Consider the following 18,394-nt stretch of genomic DNA (forward strand, 5'->3'; position numbering starts at 1 on the left):
ATAATACTTTAAAATGACTCTTTCAGATTTTAACATTAGAGAAATTCAGCAAAAAGATAATCCGAAAATCGCAACAGCTATTCGTGAAATTTTAATTGAATATGATGTTCCAAAAGTAGGAACTGCCTATGCCGATAAAATTTTAGACACATTATTTGAAGCTTATAATTTCAACAAAACAATTTATTATGTAATTGAAAAAAATGGAGAAATTTATGGAGGTGCAGGAATTAAGCAATTAGACAATTTTGACGGTAATATTTGTGAGCTTCAAAAAATGTATTTTAAAAATGAAGCTCGCGGAATTGGTTTAGGCAGTAAAATGATGGATATTTGCCTACAGAAAGCCAAAGATTTTGGCTTTGAAAAATGTTATTTAGAAACCTTACCATATATGGAAGAAGCCAGAAAACTATACCGAAAAGTTGGTTTTAAAGATTTGGACGCTCCTATGGGAAATACTGGTCATTTTTCATGTAATTTATATATGCTTAAAGATTTATAATGCTAATAAAAGAATTTAAAACTCAGTTTTTTACTGAACTTAGTGAGTTATATCCTCAAACCGAAATACAATCATTTTTTAATATAATTATTGAATACAAACTAAATTTAACTAGGATTGATGTTGCATTACAACCTGATTTTGAAATTAAATCAGTTGATTTAAATTTTCTTAAAAATGCCTTATCAGAATTAAGCAAATTTACACCAATACAATATATAATAGGTGAAACTGAATTTTTTGGACTAAAATTTAAAGTGAATAAAAACGTATTAATTCCAAGACCTGAAACGGAAGAATTAATACAGTCTATTATTGAAGATTCTAAAAACTTGGGTGAAATTAAAATTCTAGATATTGGAACTGGAACCGGATGCATTGCAATTTCATTAGCTAAAAACTTACCAAACGCAACCATTTTTGCTCTTGATATTTCTTCTGAAGCTTTAAAAACCGCCAAAGAAAATGCACTTTTAAATAATGCTTCTGTAAAATTTATTGAAGCCGATATTTTAAATTTAGATGAATTACCTTCAACCTATTCAATCATTGTAAGTAATCCTCCTTACGTAAGAGAGCTTGAAAAACAACATATGCAGAAAAATGTGTTAGATAATGAACCTCATTTAGCTTTATTTGTTGAAGATGACAATCCATTATTATTTTATAACAAAATTGGTGATTTAGCTAAAAAACATCTTTCTTCAAAAGGAAATCTTTATTTTGAAATCAATCAATATTTAGGAAAAGAAACAGCTGAATTAATTAGTGAAAAAGATTTTAAAAATGTTCAACTAAAAAAAGACATGTTTGGTGAAGACAGAATGTTAAAAGCTAGTATTTAATTGACAATTGTTGGTTATTATTCTTTTAAATAAAATAGTAAGTGTTATTACTTTAAGATTCATGAACTCCAAAAAGGCACTAATAATTGTATGAATAAAACAGAAATCTAAATCAACTTTTTAAGGATTCTTTCCTTCACAGAAATCACAAAATACCTTAACATTTAGAATTAAAAGAGTTTCACAAAAAATTTAATTTATTCAACACTTTACTTAATTTCTCCAACCTTCTAAATTACAACTAAAACAAGTACCTTTGCCAAATGGCAGAAAACATAAAAAATCAGCAAGCAATTTTATCCAAATTAGGAATTGAAAAATTGAATGCAATGCAAGAAGAAGCTTTTAACACCGTTACTTCTAATGCAGAAACTATATTATTATCACCTACAGGAACTGGAAAAACATTAGCATTTTTATTACCTTTAATTGATGGATTAAACCCAAACATTAAAAATATTCAAGCTTTAATTGTTGTTCCATCAAGAGAACTCGCCATACAAATTGAACAAGTTATACGTGAAATGGGAAGCGGTTATAAAGCCAATGCCGTTTATGGTGGAAGATCGGGATCAAAAGATAAAGTTGAATTAAAACATCCACCAGCAATACTTATTGGCACACCTGGAAGAGTTGCAGATCATATTGAAAGAGAAACTTTTGAAATTAATGATATTAAAACCTTAATTTTAGATGAATTTGACAAATCTTTAGAAGTAGGATTTGAAGAAGATATGAAATTTATTTTACAAGAATTATCGTCTGTAAAGAAAAAAGTTTTAACATCAGCTACTCAAAAGGTTAAAATCCCTTCTTTTATGGGGCTTAAAAATCCTAAAAGAATTAATTATTTAACTAAAAAAACTTCCAACTTAAAAATTCAAACTGTAGTTGCTAACAAACCAGACAAATTAGATTCTTTAGAGAAATTGTTAGGTCAGGTTGGAAAAGGAAGTGGAATTATATTCTGTAATTTAAAAGCTAGTATTGAAATTGTTAGTAATTTTCTTTACAATAAAAAAATAAATCACGGTTGTTTTTCTGGTGATTTAGAGCAATTGGATAGAGAAAGAGCTTTGATAAAATTTAGAAATGGAACACATAAAATACTGGTTGCAACAGATTTAGCTGCCAGAGGTATTGATGTTCCCGAAATGGACTTTATTATACATTATGAATTACCAACAAGACCCGATGAATTCATTCATAGAAATGGTAGAACTGCCAGAATGCATAGTAATGGAACAGCTTATATCTTAAAATCTCAACACGAAGAATTACCTATTTTCATTAAAGATTATGAAGAACTTCAGATAAATTCTATCAAAAATATAGCAAAAAGCAACTGGAATACAATTCATATTTCCGGTGGAAGAAAAGACAAAATTTCAAAAGGAGATATTGCAGGATTATTTTTTAAACAAGGAAATATTAACAAAGAAGAACTAGGTGTTATTGAATTAAAACAAGATTGTGCTTATGTAGCTGTTTCAAATTCAAACATTAATGAATTAATAAATAAGTTAAACAACACTAAGCTTAAAAAGAAAAAAGTTAGAGTTAGTATTTTAAAATAATAAAACCTCTAAATTTTAATCAAAAAAGTAACTTTGCAACATGCGATTTGATATAATAACAGTTTCACCAGAATTAATTAAAAGTCCGTTTGAATTTTCAATAATTAAACGTGCAATTGATAAAGAATTAGTTGAAGTTCATTTTCATGATTTAAGAAATTACGCCTTAAATGATTACGGAAAAATTGACGATTATCAATTTGGAGGCGGTGCAGGTATGGTTTTAATGATAGAACCAATTGATAAATGTATTTCTAAATTAAAAGCTGAAAGAGATTATGATGAAATAATTTATATGACACCAGACGCTCCAACCTTAAACCAACAAACGGCCAATACACTTTCATTAAAAGAAAATATGATTATTCTTTGCGGACATTATAAAGGTGTTGATCAAAGAGTAAGAGAATTGTTTGTTACAAAAGAAATTTCTATTGGTGATTATGTATTAAGTGGCGGAGAATTAGGCGCAGCAGTTTTATGCGACACCATTATAAGACTTATTCCTGGTGTTTTAGGCGATGAAACTTCTGCACTTACAGACTCATTTCAGGATGATTTATTATCACCTCCAGTATACACCAGACCTTCTGAATATAAAGAACTTAAGGTACCTGAGATATTGTTATCTGGCAATTTTCCTAAAATTGAAGAATGGAGAAATGAACAAGCTTTTGAAAGAACAAAAAAAATTAGACCAGATTTGTTGGAAGACTAATTTTTTTAGTTAAATTTGCACACTCAAAATCAACCTCTGACGAAAATCGTGAATGTTGGTCATTGAAAACCATTAAAATTAAAAAAATGGAAAGTTTAGTAAAATTTGTACAAGACGAATATGTACCAAAAAATGAGTTTCCTGAATTTCACGCTGGAGACGCTATAACAGTTTATTACGAAATTAAAGAGGGACAAAAAACTCGTACTCAGTTCTTTAAAGGTACGGTTATTCAAAGAAGAGGTTCTGGTAGTTCAGAAACTTTTACTATTAGAAAAATGTCTGGAACTGTTGGTGTAGAACGTATATTCCCTATGAATTTACCTTCTATTCAAAAAATTGAAGTTAACAAACACGGTAGAGTTCGTAGAGCTCGTATCTTCTACTTTAGAGGATTAACTGGTAAAAAAGCAAGAATTGCTGAAAAAAGACGTTAGTCTTATTTCAATAAAAATTTAAAAACCACTTCTATTCGAAGTGGTTTTTTTAGTTATTAACAATTGTTAATAAGTCTAGTTTATATATTGTTAATATATAAACTTTAGTTAATTTGTTAACTTAGTGTAAAAAGACGTATCTTAGAGTAGAATTAATTAGGAAGTTAGTTTAAACATTAAGATGTAACTTTTTAAAGTTTAAAATATTTTTTAATTGATTCTAAAATGTTCTTGAACATACGTTTTTAAAATCTAACTTTAAATAGGTAATGTGCCCAAGTATTTAGCATAAATAAGTGGAAACATGATTTTAGAAGCATTTTTAAAACAACTCTCTAAGCGAGTAATATTTAGTTTACTAAATTTTGCAACAAAGTTTTAGGAGTTCTTTTAAACGAAACAACTAGTTTAATAAAAAGTTACAATTCTTTGAAAAGTAACTAATTAGATGAACATTAACTATGTGATTTGAAAAAATGGCAAAAATGGTTAAATTCATTGAAACTTATTAAAAAAAGTATTTCAGCAAAAAGCCATAATAGCGAGAAATCAGTATTATGGCTTTTGTTTTTTACCTCTTTACGAATCTCTTAAAAAACATCCCTCATTTTTACACAATTTCCAAATTGAAACCTCGATTTATAACGTTTTCGAGGCTTGTATTTTATTGATATTTATTACATTTGTTAAAGACAATTTAAAATTAATATCAATCTTTATAATTGTATTTAACAACAATTATTAATTAAATAACTTACAAGATATTATGAGCACGACTCCTAAAATATTTTACACAAAAACTGATGAAGCTCCAGCTTTAGCTACCTATTCCTTTCTTCCAATTGTTAAGGCTTTTACAAAACCAGCCAATATTGATATAGAAACTAAAGATATTTCTTTAGCTAATAGAATTTTAGCTGTTTTTCCTGAATACTTAAAAACTGAGCAAAAAGTTGAAGATACATTGTTGGAATTAGGAGATTTGGTAAATAAACCAGAAGCAAACATTATTAAATTACCTAATGTATCAGCTTCTGTACCTCAGCTTATTGCCGCAATTAAAGAACTTCAAAATTTAGGATATGCAATTCCTAATTACCCTGAAGAAGCTGTTTCGGATGAAGAAAAAGAAATTCAAAAAAAATACAACTCTATTAAAGGTTCTGCTGTAAACCCAGTATTACGTGAAGGTAATTCTGACAGAAGAGCTCCTAAAGCTGTGAAAAACTTCGCTAAAAACAACCCGCACTCAATGGGTGCTTGGTCTTCTAATTCAAAAACTCATGTTTCAACAATGAGTGATAATGATTTCTTCTCAAATGAAAAATCAGTTACTGTAAAAGAACCTACAAGTATTGATATAGTATTTACAGATAAATCTGGAGTATCAACAACACTAAAAGAAAATTTAGCATTACTTAAAGGTGAAATTATTGATGGAACTTTAATGAGTAAAAAAGCTTTAGTTTCATTTTTAGAAGAACAAATTAAAGACGCTAAAGAGAAAGGTGTTTTGTTTTCATTACATATGAAAGCAACAATGATGAAAGTATCTGATCCAATAATTTTTGGACATGCTGTAAAAGTCTTTTTTAAGGATTTATATAAAAAACATGGTGCTTTATTAGAAGAGTTAGGTGTAGAAGAAAATAATGGATTTGGAGATTTACTTTCTAAAATTCAAACATTACCAGCCAACAAAAAAGCTGAGATTGAAGAAGACATAATTAAATGTTATGAAAACGGACCAGCTTTAGCAATGGTAAATTCTGAAAAAGGAATTACTAATTTACATGTACCAAGTGATGTTATTATTGATGCGTCTATGCCTGCAATGATTCGTACTTCTGGTCAAATGTGGAATTCCAAAGGAGAACAACAAGATACTAAAGCTGTAATTCCTGACAGTAGTTATGCCGGTATTTACCAAGCTACTATTGATTTCTGTAAAAAGAATGGTGCTTTTGACCCAACAACTATGGGAACAGTTCCTAACGTTGGTTTAATGGCTCAAAAAGCAGAAGAATATGGTTCACATGACAAAACATTTGAAATAAAATCAGATGGAATTGTTAAAGTAACCGATGCTTCAGGAAATGTTTTAATGGAACATAAGGTTGAAGAAGGTGATATATGGAGAATGTGTCAAGTAAAAGATGCTCCAGTTCAAGATTGGATTAAATTAGCAGTAAAAAGAGCAAGAGCTACTAATACACCAGCTATTTTCTGGCTTGATGAAGCAAGATCTCATGATAATGAAATAATTAAGAAAATAAATCTTTATTTACCAAATGAAGATACTTCTGGATTAGATATTCAAATAATGGCTCCTTATGAAGCTACTATTTTCACACTTATTAGACTTAAACAAGGTTTAGATACAATTTCAGTAACTGGAAATGTTTTAAGAGATTTCTTAACCGATTTATTTCCAATTTTAGAAGTTGGAACAAGTGCTAAAATGCTTTCTATTGTTCCTTTAATGAATGGTGGAGGTTTATTTGAAACAGGTGCTGGTGGATCTGCTCCTAAGCATGTTCAACAATTTATAAAAGAAGGTCATTTACGTTGGGACTCATTAGGTGAGTTTTTAGCTTTAGCTGTTTCTTTAGAATATTTAGGCGAAAACTTTAATAACTCAAAAGCATTGGTTTTAGCAGATACATTAGATGAAGCTACAGATATGTTTTTAGAAAATAAAAAATCTCCTTCAAGAAAAGTTTATGAATTAGATAATAGAGGAAGTCACTTTTATTTAACCTTGTATTGGGCTGAAGCTCTTTCTAAACAAAGTAAAGATGCCGATTTAAAAGCTTTATTTAGCAAAATATACAAAGAGTTACTAAAAAATAAACCGAAAATTTTACTTGAACTAAATAGTGCTCAAGGAAAAGAAATAGATCTAAAAGGATACTATATGCCAAATACAGAATTAACTAATATGGCAATGAGACCTAGTGATACATTTAATAAAATTATCGCTTCAATTCCTGCAGAAAACGTATTAATGTAATCCACAATTTATATAAATATAAAAGCGAACAACTAAATCAGTTGTTCGCTTTTTTTCTCTTTTTCTTATTTCTCTAAACTTTTATTTTGTCATAGTAACTACACGTTGAGGGAAAGGAGCTTCATACCCTGCCTCTCCTAAAGCTTCTACTATTTTCTGACGAGTATCCCAATAAACATCCCAATATCCTTCAACACTTGAATAAGGTAATGCCAATAACTCAACTCCATTTGGCCCTAAATTATTAACTGCAACTCTTGGTTTTGGATCTGCTAAAACATTTTTATCATTAGATAAAATATCATTAACAATTGATTTTGCCTTATTAATATCGGTTCCATATCTAATTCCAAAAGGCATATCAACCCTTAAGTTACCAATAGTTGTATAGTTTATAATTTTATTAGCTGTTATAGAACCATTAGGTAAAATTGATGTTTTATTTTGAAATGTTTCTAAAATTGTAACAAAAACTGATATTTCCTTAACAAAACCTAATTCCCCATTTACTTCAATTAAATCCCCCACTTTAAAAGGTCTAAAAATTAATAACATTACACCTGAAGCTAAATGTCCCAAAGAACCATTAAATGCGGCTCCAATAGCAATACCAACACCTCCTAATAGCACTGCAAAGGATGTCATAGGTACTCCAACTATTTGAGCAATTGTTATAAATAATAAAGCTTTAAGAGCAAAACCTATTAATGTAATTAAAAACGGTTTTAATGTATCATCAATTTTTGATTTCTCAAAAGCTTTGGATATACCTTTCATTATAATCCTAATAATCCAAAACCCAATAATTAAAGAGACAAAAGCTCCTATTAAATTTAATCCCCAATCTCCTATTCCTTCTGAAATAGAATTAAAAAAACCTGACAATGAATCTGTAATATTTCCCATAAACAATAATTTAAAATTTGTTAGTTATATAAAATATGACACCACATTTTTATTAAGGTCACATTCATTAATAGTTTTCAATTCACTATTTTTGAAAAATGAGTTTTATAAAAACAACAGAACAATCTTCAAAATACAATCATTTAGAAAAAATGACTCTCAAAGAGTTATTATCTAATATAAATAATGAAGATAAAACTGTTCCTTTAGCTGTTGAACAAGTTATTCCGAATATTGAAAATCTTGTTTATCAAATTGTTGAAAGAATGAAAAAAGGTGGACGTCTTTTTTATATTGGAGCCGGAACTAGTGGACGCTTAGGTATTTTAGACGCTTCAGAATGCCCTCCTACCTTTGGTGTATCTTATAATTTGGTTATTGGAATAATAGCAGGTGGAGATTCCGCAATAAGAAAAGCTGTTGAATTTGCTGAAGATTCAAGAACTCAATGTTGGAAAGATTTACAAGAATACTCCATTAACTCTAATGATACTGTTATAGGAATTGCGGCTTCGAGAACCACACCATATGTTATTGGAGCTCTTGAAAAATGCAATGAAAATAATATTTTAACTGCTTGTATTACTTGCAATAAAAATAGTCCAATGTCTAAAGTTTCTAAACATCCAATAGAAGTAATTGTTGGACCAGAATTTGTTACTGGAAGCTCAAGAATGAAAGCTGGTACTGCACAAAAAATAACTCTAAATATGATTTCTACTAGTGTTATGATTCTTCTTGGAAAAATAAAAGGAAATAAAATGGTAGATATGCAATTATCTAATCAAAAATTAATAGAAAGGGGAACTAAAATGCTTATAGATGAGTTGGAAATCTCACAAAATGAAGCAAAGAGTTTACTTTTAAAACATTTGAATGTTAGGGACGCTATAAATTATTATAAAAATGGGAACAGATAGAAAAGAACTTGCTAGGGGAATAAAATATGAATTTGCCGCTTTACCCCTTTTACTTATTTCTCCTATATTAATTACAATAGGATTTAAAGCTATTAAACATCAAAATAATTATATCTGGTTAATTCTTGGAATTATATTAGCTATTATAGCAATAATAATAGGATTTATTGGAATACGTATAATATTAAATGCTTTTTTCAATTCAAAATAGATGAGATTACTTAAAACAAAACCTTTTAATAACTGGGAATTTTGGCCTTCTTATATGTTTTATATTCCCATACTTCCATATGCCATTTATTTAGCTATAAAAGCAAGAAATTTAGTTTTTTATTCGGCCACAAACCCAAGTATAAATCATTCTGGTAATGGCAGTGAATCTAAATTTAAAACTTTAAATTTAATTCCGAATGAATTTATACCTATTTCCATTTTTATAAAAAAGAAAGAAGATTTAAATTGGGTTCTGAATGAAATTTCTATAAAAAAATTAACGTTCCCTCTTATTATTAAACCAGATATTGGATTTAGAGGTTTGCTTGTTAAGCAACTTCATTCTAAAAAAGATTTACAAAATTATTTATTAAAGTACAATTGTATAGATTTAATATTGCAAGAATTTATTGATTTTAAAAATGAATGTGGTATTTTTTATTATAGAATACCAAATGAAAAAAATGGAGCAATTAGTTCCATAACTTTAAAGAAATTTTTGACTGTTATTGGAGATGGTTCTTCTAATTTAGAAAAATTAATTAAAGAAGATAAAAGAGCTTTTCATTATTATGATTTTCTAAAAGAACTGCATCATAAAGATTTTAAAAACATCCCAAACAAGAATACCAACATTCAACTAAACGTTATAGGAAACCATTCAAAGGGAACTCAATTTATTAATGGCAATCATCTTATATCAAAAGATTTAAATAAAATTATTGATCAATTTATGAAACAAATACCAGATTTTTATTACGGTAGATTAGATCTTAAATTTAATTCTTTTGAAAACTTAATTAAAAAAAATGAATTTAAAGTTCTTGAAATAAATGGTATTATTTCAGAACCCACTCATATTTATGATTCAACTTCTATTAATTATTTCAACGCTTTAAAAAGTTTAAAACTTCATTGGGGCATTATCTATAAAATAGCTGTGAACAATAATAAAAATGGTGTGAAATATGATACAGTGCCTGTTTTTTTAAAAAGCTTAATAGATTTAAAAAAGTATACTAAAATTATAAAAAAACTAGTTTAGCGTTTTAAATAAATCCAACCTTGCCAATTAATATCTTCATCATGAAATTCTAAAAAGTAAAAATAAGTTCCTACTGGTAATCCTTTACTTTTATTAAGAGTTAAATCATGCTCAGAAACTCCTCCCCAGGAATTATCATAGCCTTTTTTAGAGTAAAGTAATGTTCCCCATCTATTGTAAATATAAATTGTATTATTTGGTCTCTGCTCAATACCTTCAATTACAAAAGTATCATTTAAACCATCCCCGTTTGGTGTAATACCAAAATTATGACTTTCAGTAACTGTAACTCCCTGCACCTCACGATGATCAGTTCCAATTGTTAACACTTCATAATCATCAGGAATAAAAGAGGTTGATTTTATTGTACCAGAATCAATATCTCCTTTAATTTCTTCCCCTCCTAAATCTACCCATTTTCCGGTTGCTTTAGACCAACCAACCACACGTAAACTCTCAATATCTGACGTTAATTGATCTATATTACTTTCAGTATTCCAAGTTAAAATTAATGAAGTTTCAACAGAACCATTTAAATCCCAAAATTCAGTATCGTTTATTTTTTCTAATATTAATTGTTTTGTATCTGTATTAAAGGATTTTGTAAAAACCGAAGGGTTATTTGGATCTTCTTTAAAATAAGCTCCTTTATAAATACTATTTTTTACCTGATTTGGAATAATCATTGGTCTAAAGGAGTCATTATCTCCAATTGGAAAGATAAATTCACCTTCGCTTACTATTTTAGCATAGCCATCTACATGAGTATAATCTCCTTCACCTCCATATAACTGATGATTTAAAAAATCTAGTGAAATCTCATTATCATCTCTTGGTGTTACTACTTTACCTGTAATAAATGATAAATTATTAGATACTCCCAATGATGTTTCTAAAAACAAATTATCATATACATCAATCTCTAAATCATTAAAAATAGCCTTATTACTACCCGAAACTTTTAAAAAGTTATTTAGACTATAAAACCCTACTGAACCAGAATTTTTATCGAATTTACCATTATTTACCAAATCTATATGAAAACCTATTGCTCCATTATCATGTATTTGTATATTACCATTATTTTGAAATGCAGATTGTGCAAAACAAAAATGACCAACAAAAAATATCACAATAAAAAATAGATCTCTCATTCTTTTCTATTTATAAGCTGTATAGAAAACTAGAACTTTTTCTTTTTGAAATTGCCCCCAATTAGCAGATCCTTTTTCATAATCTGGAATAATTGTAAATCCATCATTTGTTAAAACCCCTAATTTACCTCTAATAACTCCTAACTTATTTCCATCTTGATCTCCATACCTTAAACCAATGCAATATGACGAACTAGAATATCTAGAGATATCATTAATTGAATTACCATTACCTCCAACAAAAATAACTCCTTGTTTAGTACCGTTTATAAAACCATTCATTGTTCCAAATGAATTATTAAAACCTGCATTATTATTTCCGCTACCATTATTACCATCAGTACCAAATACCTCAACATTTGCATGTGCCACAAATGTAATTTGGCTCGGTTTAAAACCTAAACCTGAAACTGAAATACTACTATTATTACTAACTGTAAAAGAACCTGTATAAACACTTTGTCCTCCTTCATTACTAACCCAGTTTGTACCATTATAAACCATCATTTTTTTAGTATCTGTATTATAGACTAAGGCTCCTTCTTCTAAAGGTGTAACCGAATTTATTTCGGTAGTTGAACCTAAAGGAATTCCCATAACAGAATATTCATCTAATTGAGAAAAAACTATTAAACTATTAAAAATAAAAAAAAATATTAATATATATTTTTTCATAATTATCTTGTATAAAATGTAATTGTTATGGGTGCAATATTACTCTTATTATAATTAGTACCTGCAGGTGAAGGTTTGTTCCCATTAACAGTTACGCTAGAATAAGGACCTAATGATGATGTACTAGTAATTAAATGATTATAGGTTCCATCCCCATTATCTGCTGAATTTAGCGTATAGCTACCTGAAGATATATTAGGAATAGTACTATAAGGTGTATTACTAATCAACACTTCATAATCTATTGATGCTCCTTTACTATTTCTAAACTGCATGTGAAAATCATTTGCATCCCCAAAATCATCTAAAACCAACGTACTTCCATCAATTGTACCTATAGGTGTTACTCCTACAGTTACAGGTGGATTATTAGTTTCTGTTACCTGAATATCTGTTATAATTTCTTTTGTTGCTGAAGTATTAAAAGACCAAACTTCATCTACTAAAACATCTGCTGTAGTACCATTATCACCTGTAAGAATAATCACATCGAAACCTTTTGCTGTCTGTGTACCTGCTACAACTGAAACTATTCTTGAGTCTCGTCTATTATTAGCATCTTCTACTTGCGCTCCAAAAGTAATATCATAATTAGCACCATTTGGGTGTTTTACTCCAAACTCAACAGTAAACCTTCCAGTTTCAGTTTTAGAAACCTTACAATTAATATTAAAAGAATTATCTCCATTAGCTTGTACTTGTGCAGCCGCAAATACATAACCAATAGTTTCTTTTTTAAACTCAATTTTAGGAGAAGTTCCATCCGCTCCTGCTGGTCCTGCTGGACCTTGAGGACCTGATTCTCCCGTTATTTTTCTAAGTTCTCCTGTTTGTATACCAACGTATAATTCATCCGTATCAGTTGTAATATAGTGGTCTCCTTCACCCGCATTTGAAATAATCGATACTTCTGAAGATAATATTTTAATTTGAGAATACCCAAAAATAATACCTCCTAATAAAAATATAATAGTTAGAATTTTTTTCATTTGTAAATCTATTATTTAATTCGTTTAACTATTAATGAAGATCCTTGATCAATCATAACAGGTATACCATTATTACTTCCACTTGCATTACTAAATCTTTGTCCTTTTATTTTAATTGTAGCATTTGCAGCTAACTGAACAATTTTAGTAACCGTTGCTGTAGAACTTCCAACATTATTATTTCTTGAATAAGTATAAGCTCTTGTTCCTGGTAATTCAGAACCACCAGCCTCTAAATAGAATTCTGCACCTGCTCTTGCGTTATTACTTGTTTTTGCAGAAACTCTATATATAATTTCATAACGGCCAGCATTTGTAACTGTAATGGAATTTGAAGAAGTTGTATAATCAGGATCCACAATTCCACCTGTATTTAATTCAATATCGTTAAATGTATTTAGTGCTAAAATTTGTCCACCAATTGCATCATAAATTTCAGCTACTGTTGGTGAAAATACATTTATCCATTTAGTTCCTGTGCTTGTTGAAGACAACACTTGTCCTGCCGTTCCAGCATTTCCATCTGAATCTAAATAACTACCTACTACACTTAAATTTTTGTGAATATTAACTTGTTGATTAGCATCTATTCTTAACGCTTCTGTTCCTCCAGTTGTTAATGCCAACTCATCATCTACATTACTAAACATTCCTGTATTAGAATCATCTGTAAATCTATAAGATGGCTGCCCTGCAGTTCCTCTAGAATTATTTAAACCACTGGTTCTTGTTGTTCCTCCTATATTTAAAGTATTAGATCCTGACAATGCTGAATTACCTATATACAATCTACTATTTGTATTATTCCAAAATAATTCGGAATTATTTTCTGTTGGTTTTCCATCAGACCCTGCAAAAAATACAGAACCAGTTGTTCCTGTATGCGCTAAATCTGTTAATGGCAGTGTAGATGCAACTCCATTTATAGTACTTGTCAAATTCCCTGAGACTACACTTAATGCGTTTGTATTAATTATTGGAGCTGATAAAGCTCCATTTGAATCTGTAACTGTTAATGTGTTTGCCGATGAAGTAAAACCTGTATTAATTTCGTTTGTTATGCTACCATCAACTTCAGTTCCTAATATCTCATAAGGACTAGTTGAAGTACCTAAACCCAAAACTTGGTTAATTCCTCCTCCAGTAATTTTTGTTTCTGATCCATCTGCTGCCAATGATGATAAATTCACCATTTTAGGAGTTCCTCCTGATTCTATACCTACTTGTAATTCATAGGTTGAACCATTAAAAGCAAAAAAGTCAATTTCTTGATCATCTGAAGATATAGTACTTATTTGATGCCAATTACTACCATCACTTTGTATTTGTAATGAAGATTCATCAACTATTGTAGTAGACGCAGAATTTGTCATATCTAAATATGACGTTATTGTTCTTGTACTCCCTGAGTTATTTTTTAAAATATAAATTCTTCCTTCGCAAGTATTTGCGTTTGGTAAAGTTATATTGTGATTTCCAGCAATAATAACACTATAATGATCTTCACCTAATGTTAAATTACTTGTTGTTGTAAAAATTGATTTTGAAATTGATCCCTTTACTTGAAAAGTACTATTTGCAACATTTCCTGTATCATTTCCATTATAAGTTCCATCTATAGGAACACCTGTAGGATTAATATTAATACCAAATCTAGGTTTTGCTCCTGATGAATTAACACTTCCTTGCACTCTAAATAACTCTTTGTGAGTTTTATCGTAGTAATTGTAACGTTTAAATATAAAAGGCTCTGCTCCATCATCACCAATAATAAACTCTAATCGTCCATTATTGCTTGCCCCTGCTGAACCAATTTCAAATAAATCTGAACCACCTGCACTTCCTTTTAATCTAAAACTCCCATTAGTAGTAGTATAAAACATTGGTTTATAAAACGAAGCTCCACTAGCTGCAAACTGTAATGCTGAAGTTGAACCATTTCCATTTACAAAAACCAAAGGCTGATCATTATCTGTATAATCAGGATAAGATTGAGTTAAATTTAATATTTGCCTTCTTCCAAACTCTAACATTGGCAAATTATTTGATCTAATTTGCATTTTTACATCATCTGTAGTTCCTAAGAAATTAGTTCCTGATGTTAAACCTGAGTTTCCTGTTAAAGACCAAAAATCACTCGCAAATGATAACCAAGTAGTTCCATCCCAAACCTTAACTGCGGTTGGAGTAGCATTGGTATCAAACCATAAATCATCTATTTGAGGATTTATGGGAGCTGAATTTGAAGTTGTTACTTTATTATTAGTAACGTTAATTTTTGTCCCTTTTTGATTAATAACAGTAACCTGTTGCGCAAAACCTATTTGCACAAAAGCTACACATAGTGTAAATAATAAAAATCTTATGACTTTTTTATAAAACATATTTACTATTCTATTAATCTAAATTTTAAAAATTAACTATTTATTATTTTTATTCCTTGTTTGAAGAGTTGATTACAAAGCAACCAACTCTTCATATATTTTAAACAAGAAATATAATTTAGTGATTAAATTATTTAATATATTGGATTTCAATTATGTCTCCAACATAAAATGGAACCTCTGCATTATCAAAAGTAACAGTCCCAGCTGCAGCAATTGAAAAATCTGTTCCAAAACGTAGTTTAGCCCCATTTCTATATACAAATAATTTAGCAGCTGTACTAGTTGCTGTTAAAGTTGGTAACCCAACAACTGCAATATCAGTAGTTCCTGAAGTTACATTAGCAGTTTGAGGAGATTCTAATCTTATTCCACTAACTAAATCTGAAGCTAACATTTTTTTAGTTACTCCAGTTGCTTCATCTCTAACTAATAAAGTATAACCAGTTGTTGCTGTCTCATCTGCAGCTGGAACATCGGTAGCAGCTATATAATCTATTCCTTGAATTTTGAAAGTACCTCCTGCAGCACCATCAACTGTAATTTCAAAATCTTTATCACCAGTGTTTATATTTGTATTTTCTGTTAATGAACCTCCTAATTGCCAAGTTGTAATTACTCCTCCATCAGGAGCGGTATCAGTAAACATTGTTATACCGTTATTTGATTGTAAATACTTAATAGTACCTTTATTATCAATAACTTTAACTGATCCTCCATTTGAACCTAACGCAGCCGCGGTAGCTTTTCCTATACTTCCTGAAGTTGTTTGCGCACTAACTGCACCTATAGACAACATAAATACCGCTACTAATGCTAATTTTAATCCATTTTGTAATCTTGTTTTCATCTTTCTTTAATTTTAAATTTTGGGTTGTTTATTTATTTATAATTATTTTCTTTTAATAAAACTGTACTATTCTAACTTTATCATTTTTATAACATATAGCTTCAGGTTCTAACTCTATGGTAGTATTATTTACAACTGTAAAATTAATCCTTACTCCATTTCTATACACATCAATTTGTTTTGGGTTTGCAATTGGATATGGCGGAGAAAACTGACTTTGCCCTTCTTCTGCTATAACAACAATTTCTTCTTCTCTTAACAAATTAGACGCTTGCATTTTTTGAAGAACTCCAGTGTTTTTATTTACAACTACAATTTCGTTAGCGTTAGCATCTATAGTTTTTTCTAGTCCTTTAATTGCTAATGTATTTGTGGCGTTTGTTTCTAGTGTAGTTTCTTTAGTTAAAGCACCTCCAAGTTCAAAAGAATTTTCATCCGTTTTAACAATTCCATTGGCTGCAGTATATTTACTATGCTCACTATTGTTTAACCACGAAGTTCCATTAAATGAGAAAATATCTCCCGATGTTTCATCTACATAAATATCACCTGCCAAAGGATTTAAATTTGTTTGTGCTGTTGGTAATCCTTTACCTCTATTAGGGTTAGAATTTATAGGAACCCATTTACTACCATTCCAAATACTTATAAGTTCTTTTGGGTTAGAATTATCAATCCAAATATCTCCTGAATTATTACCTAGAGGAGCTGTTGTTGATGTTGTAACTGCTACATTGTAACTATCACAAAGACTTTTCCATATTGTTCCTTGAAAAATAAATAAACAGTTCTCATCACTATTATAAACCAAAGCACCTTGTAAAGGTTTAATTGCATTCATTTCACTATTATTCATCTTATTCAATACAAATACTTTATTAGAACTTTCTAATTCTAATAACGAGTTTATATCAATCTCGGAAGGATTATTTCCTACCTTAACTTGCGCAAAAGCAGTTAAGCCGATAATGGATAAAAATAAAAATACTAAATACTTCAAATTATATTTTTTAACAAATTTAAATACTACTGCAAAAGTAATCCAAAACACAGTGAAACATAAGTGTTTTCGTCTGGCTCTAATTTTATGTCGGTGAATGGTATTTACCTATCGATGAATGAATTTTAAACAGTCTACAATAATAGGACTCTACACTAATTAAAAAGTCACTTTTCTAAATTTTTATTTTTCTGGGAGTAGTAGGATTAAACCCAAAATCAGCATCTGGCAAATCAATTTCTAGTTGGCAAATTACATAACCAACACTCGCAAAATGATGAATTGCATGGCTATGAGCTTGTATCAAAATTCCTCCTAAAGTATAATCTGCAGATATAACACCTAAACCTAGGTTATCAGTAACTTTAACTATTTTATTAAAGTCCTCTCCTTCCAAAGTTTTTAATTTATTTAATACTTCATTGAAATAAATAATTCCTTGTGCGGTATAATTTTCAGCTTCAACATTTCTCTTTCTATTAATCAGATTTATTTGATTTGATGGCAAACCTTCAAAAATACAATCAAAAACGTCAAGAACATGTCTCATATGAACCCCAATACTCGAATAATAAGGTGCTATTGAAGCATTTCTGTAATTTTCATCAGAAATATATTGTAAAAGTTGCACCCCTCTATTCAAATTCTTTTCAATGGATTTAATCATATTTCAACTAATTATTTTAAGTTTTGCAAATATAAAAATAAATTACTTCAAAATCTTAATTAACGTAAAAACTGCCTATACTATAAACAAGATCATTATTTCACTAATAAAATAATTATTTTAACCATTTGTTTCTCAGGCCTAACCCAATTATAAGTGAAAAATAAAAAATATAGACAACCCTATAAAAAATTCAAGTTTATTTAACCAACTAATTACCAATATTTATTATTAAAATATTCTGTAAAACACAACACAATACCCACCTAAAAAACTACATAAATACAGAAACTATAGAACATCTTAAACTTTTCGATTCTCTTATAATTAATCTTATTTTTAAACCCCACATATTAAGCATCCCTGAAAAAACCAGGCCTAAATACGGTATTAAAACGCTTTAAAAAAACATTAGTTAAACACTTCATATATTCAAAAATATTATTGTTAAATTATTTAAATATAACACTTTAACTATATATAAGTGCAACATTAA

General features: G+C 29.1%; 17 protein-coding genes. 9 read left to right on the forward strand and 8 right to left on the reverse strand.

What is annotated here, in order from left to right; genetic code table 11:
• Window positions 1–13 precede the first annotated feature (13 nt).
• From DAD81_RS15615 to DAD81_RS15640, 6 genes are all read left to right on the forward strand, one after another.
• Complete coding sequence (locus DAD81_RS15615) at window positions 14–505, forward strand: GNAT family N-acetyltransferase (protein WP_111709236.1); 492 nt, start codon at window positions 14–16, stop codon at window positions 503–505.
• On the forward strand, window positions 505–1,350 hold the full coding sequence (gene prmC / locus DAD81_RS15620) for a peptide chain release factor N(5)-glutamine methyltransferase (RefSeq protein ID WP_111709237.1): 846 nt from the start codon (window positions 505–507) through the stop codon (window positions 1,348–1,350). Before DAD81_RS15615 ends, prmC begins: the two co-directional genes overlap by 1 nt.
• A gap of 263 nt (window positions 1,351–1,613) precedes the next feature.
• On the forward strand, window positions 1,614–2,927 hold the full coding sequence (locus tag DAD81_RS15625) for a DEAD/DEAH box helicase (protein WP_111709238.1): 1,314 nt from the start codon (window positions 1,614–1,616) through the stop codon (window positions 2,925–2,927).
• Between the two features lie 40 nt (window positions 2,928–2,967).
• Window positions 2,968–3,645 carry a tRNA (guanosine(37)-N1)-methyltransferase TrmD gene (gene trmD, locus DAD81_RS15630; RefSeq protein ID WP_111709239.1) on the forward strand — a complete coding sequence of 226 codons (678 nt, stop codon included), beginning with the start codon at window positions 2,968–2,970 and terminating at the stop codon, window positions 3,643–3,645.
• Window positions 3,646–3,731: 86 nt separating this feature from the next.
• Window positions 3,732–4,082: a 50S ribosomal protein L19 gene (gene rplS / locus DAD81_RS15635; protein WP_111709240.1), complete on the forward strand. Its 351-nt coding sequence runs from the start codon at window positions 3,732–3,734 to the stop codon at window positions 4,080–4,082.
• Window positions 4,083–4,848: 766 nt separating this feature from the next.
• Window positions 4,849–7,095: an NADP-dependent isocitrate dehydrogenase gene (locus DAD81_RS15640; protein ID WP_111709241.1), complete on the forward strand. Its 2,247-nt coding sequence runs from the start codon at window positions 4,849–4,851 to the stop codon at window positions 7,093–7,095.
• An 81-nt stretch (window positions 7,096–7,176) separates the two neighbouring features.
• On the opposite strand, the gene DAD81_RS15645 is transcribed toward DAD81_RS15640, so the two are convergent.
• The gene (locus tag DAD81_RS15645) at window positions 7,177–8,001 is read right to left on the reverse strand and encodes a mechanosensitive ion channel family protein (protein ID WP_111709242.1); all 825 of its coding nucleotides are present in this window, start codon (window positions 7,999–8,001) and stop codon (window positions 7,177–7,179) included.
• 98 nt (window positions 8,002–8,099) lie between these two features.
• On the opposite strand from DAD81_RS15645, the gene murQ reads away from it, so the two are divergent.
• The 3 genes from murQ to DAD81_RS15660 are packed head-to-tail and all read left to right on the forward strand — an operon-like array spanning window position 8,100 to window position 10,179.
• Entirely contained in the window at window positions 8,100–8,921 is an 822-nt protein-coding gene (gene murQ / locus DAD81_RS15650) for an N-acetylmuramic acid 6-phosphate etherase (protein ID WP_111709243.1), read from the forward strand.
• The gene (locus tag DAD81_RS15655) at window positions 8,908–9,132 is read left to right on the forward strand and encodes a DUF6095 family protein (RefSeq protein ID WP_111709244.1); all 225 of its coding nucleotides are present in this window, start codon (window positions 8,908–8,910) and stop codon (window positions 9,130–9,132) included. The genes murQ and DAD81_RS15655 overlap by 14 nt, the downstream gene beginning before the upstream one ends.
• Window positions 9,133–10,179, forward strand: coding sequence for an ATP-grasp domain-containing protein (locus tag DAD81_RS15660; protein ID WP_111709245.1), 1,047 nt, complete (start codon window positions 9,133–9,135; stop codon window positions 10,177–10,179).
• Here the strand turns inward: DAD81_RS15660 and DAD81_RS15665 are convergent.
• From DAD81_RS15665 to DAD81_RS15695, 7 genes are all read right to left on the reverse strand, one after another.
• Entirely contained in the window at window positions 10,176–11,333 is a 1,158-nt protein-coding gene (locus DAD81_RS15665) for a gliding motility-associated C-terminal domain-containing protein (RefSeq protein ID WP_111709246.1), read from the reverse strand. The genes DAD81_RS15660 and DAD81_RS15665 overlap by 4 nt on opposite strands.
• A 6-nt stretch (window positions 11,334–11,339) precedes the next feature.
• Window positions 11,340–12,008: a hypothetical protein gene (locus DAD81_RS15670; RefSeq protein ID WP_111709247.1), complete on the reverse strand. Its 669-nt coding sequence runs from the start codon at window positions 12,006–12,008 to the stop codon at window positions 11,340–11,342.
• 2 nt (window positions 12,009–12,010) lie between these two features.
• On the reverse strand, window positions 12,011–12,997 hold the full coding sequence (locus tag DAD81_RS15675) for a hypothetical protein (RefSeq protein ID WP_111709248.1): 987 nt from the start codon (window positions 12,995–12,997) through the stop codon (window positions 12,011–12,013).
• A gap of 11 nt (window positions 12,998–13,008) precedes the next feature.
• Window positions 13,009–15,381, reverse strand: a complete 2,373-nt coding sequence (locus DAD81_RS15680) for an autotransporter outer membrane beta-barrel domain-containing protein (protein ID WP_111709249.1) — start codon at window positions 15,379–15,381, stop codon at window positions 13,009–13,011.
• Window positions 15,382–15,511: 130 nt separating this feature from the next.
• Window positions 15,512–16,231 (reverse strand): hypothetical protein, encoded by a 720-nt coding sequence (locus tag DAD81_RS15685; RefSeq protein WP_111709250.1) that lies wholly within the window; start codon window positions 16,229–16,231, stop codon window positions 15,512–15,514.
• A 52-nt stretch (window positions 16,232–16,283) separates the two neighbouring features.
• On the reverse strand, window positions 16,284–17,231 hold the full coding sequence (locus DAD81_RS15690; RefSeq protein WP_157961159.1) for a hypothetical protein: 948 nt from the start codon (window positions 17,229–17,231) through the stop codon (window positions 16,284–16,286).
• 175 nt (window positions 17,232–17,406) lie between these two features.
• A complete protein-coding gene (locus DAD81_RS15695) occupies window positions 17,407–17,898 on the reverse strand; it encodes a DinB family protein (protein ID WP_111709252.1) in 492 nt (163 codons plus the stop codon).
• Window positions 17,899–18,394: the final 496 nt, after the last annotated feature.

Origin of the sequence: Lutibacter citreus, from assembly GCF_003260195.1 — a bacterium.
Classification (GTDB): Bacteria; Bacteroidota; Bacteroidia; order Flavobacteriales; family Flavobacteriaceae; genus Lutibacter; species Lutibacter citreus.

Bases quoted from the DNA above. Each gene is read 5' to 3' on its own strand.
- DAD81_RS15625 (WP_111709238.1), top strand. From the start codon at position 1,614: ATGGCAGAAAACATAAAAAATCAGCAAGCAATTTTATCCAAATTAGGA.
- DAD81_RS15615 (WP_111709236.1), top strand. From the start codon at position 14: ATGACTCTTTCAGATTTTAACATTAGAGAAATTCAGCAAAAAGATAAT.
- DAD81_RS15680 (WP_111709249.1), bottom strand. From the start codon at position 15,381: ATGTTTTATAAAAAAGTCATAAGATTTTTATTATTTACACTATGTGTA.
- DAD81_RS15685 (WP_111709250.1), bottom strand. From the start codon at position 16,231: ATGAAAACAAGATTACAAAATGGATTAAAATTAGCATTAGTAGCGGTA.
- rplS (WP_111709240.1), top strand. From the start codon at position 3,732: ATGGAAAGTTTAGTAAAATTTGTACAAGACGAATATGTACCAAAAAAT.
- DAD81_RS15645 (WP_111709242.1), bottom strand. From the start codon at position 8,001: ATGGGAAATATTACAGATTCATTGTCAGGTTTTTTTAATTCTATTTCA.
- DAD81_RS15675 (WP_111709248.1), bottom strand. From the start codon at position 12,997: ATGAAAAAAATTCTAACTATTATATTTTTATTAGGAGGTATTATTTTT.
- DAD81_RS15695 (WP_111709252.1), bottom strand. From the start codon at position 17,898: ATGATTAAATCCATTGAAAAGAATTTGAATAGAGGGGTGCAACTTTTA.
- murQ (WP_111709243.1), top strand. From the start codon at position 8,100: ATGAGTTTTATAAAAACAACAGAACAATCTTCAAAATACAATCATTTA.
- DAD81_RS15665 (WP_111709246.1), bottom strand. From the start codon at position 11,333: ATGAGAGATCTATTTTTTATTGTGATATTTTTTGTTGGTCATTTTTGT.
- DAD81_RS15640 (WP_111709241.1), top strand. From the start codon at position 4,849: ATGAGCACGACTCCTAAAATATTTTACACAAAAACTGATGAAGCTCCA.
- prmC (WP_111709237.1), top strand. From the start codon at position 505: ATGCTAATAAAAGAATTTAAAACTCAGTTTTTTACTGAACTTAGTGAG.
- DAD81_RS15655 (WP_111709244.1), top strand. From the start codon at position 8,908: ATGGGAACAGATAGAAAAGAACTTGCTAGGGGAATAAAATATGAATTT.
- trmD (WP_111709239.1), top strand. From the start codon at position 2,968: ATGCGATTTGATATAATAACAGTTTCACCAGAATTAATTAAAAGTCCG.
- DAD81_RS15670 (WP_111709247.1), bottom strand. From the start codon at position 12,008: ATGAAAAAATATATATTAATATTTTTTTTTATTTTTAATAGTTTAATA.
- DAD81_RS15660 (WP_111709245.1), top strand. From the start codon at position 9,133: ATGAGATTACTTAAAACAAAACCTTTTAATAACTGGGAATTTTGGCCT.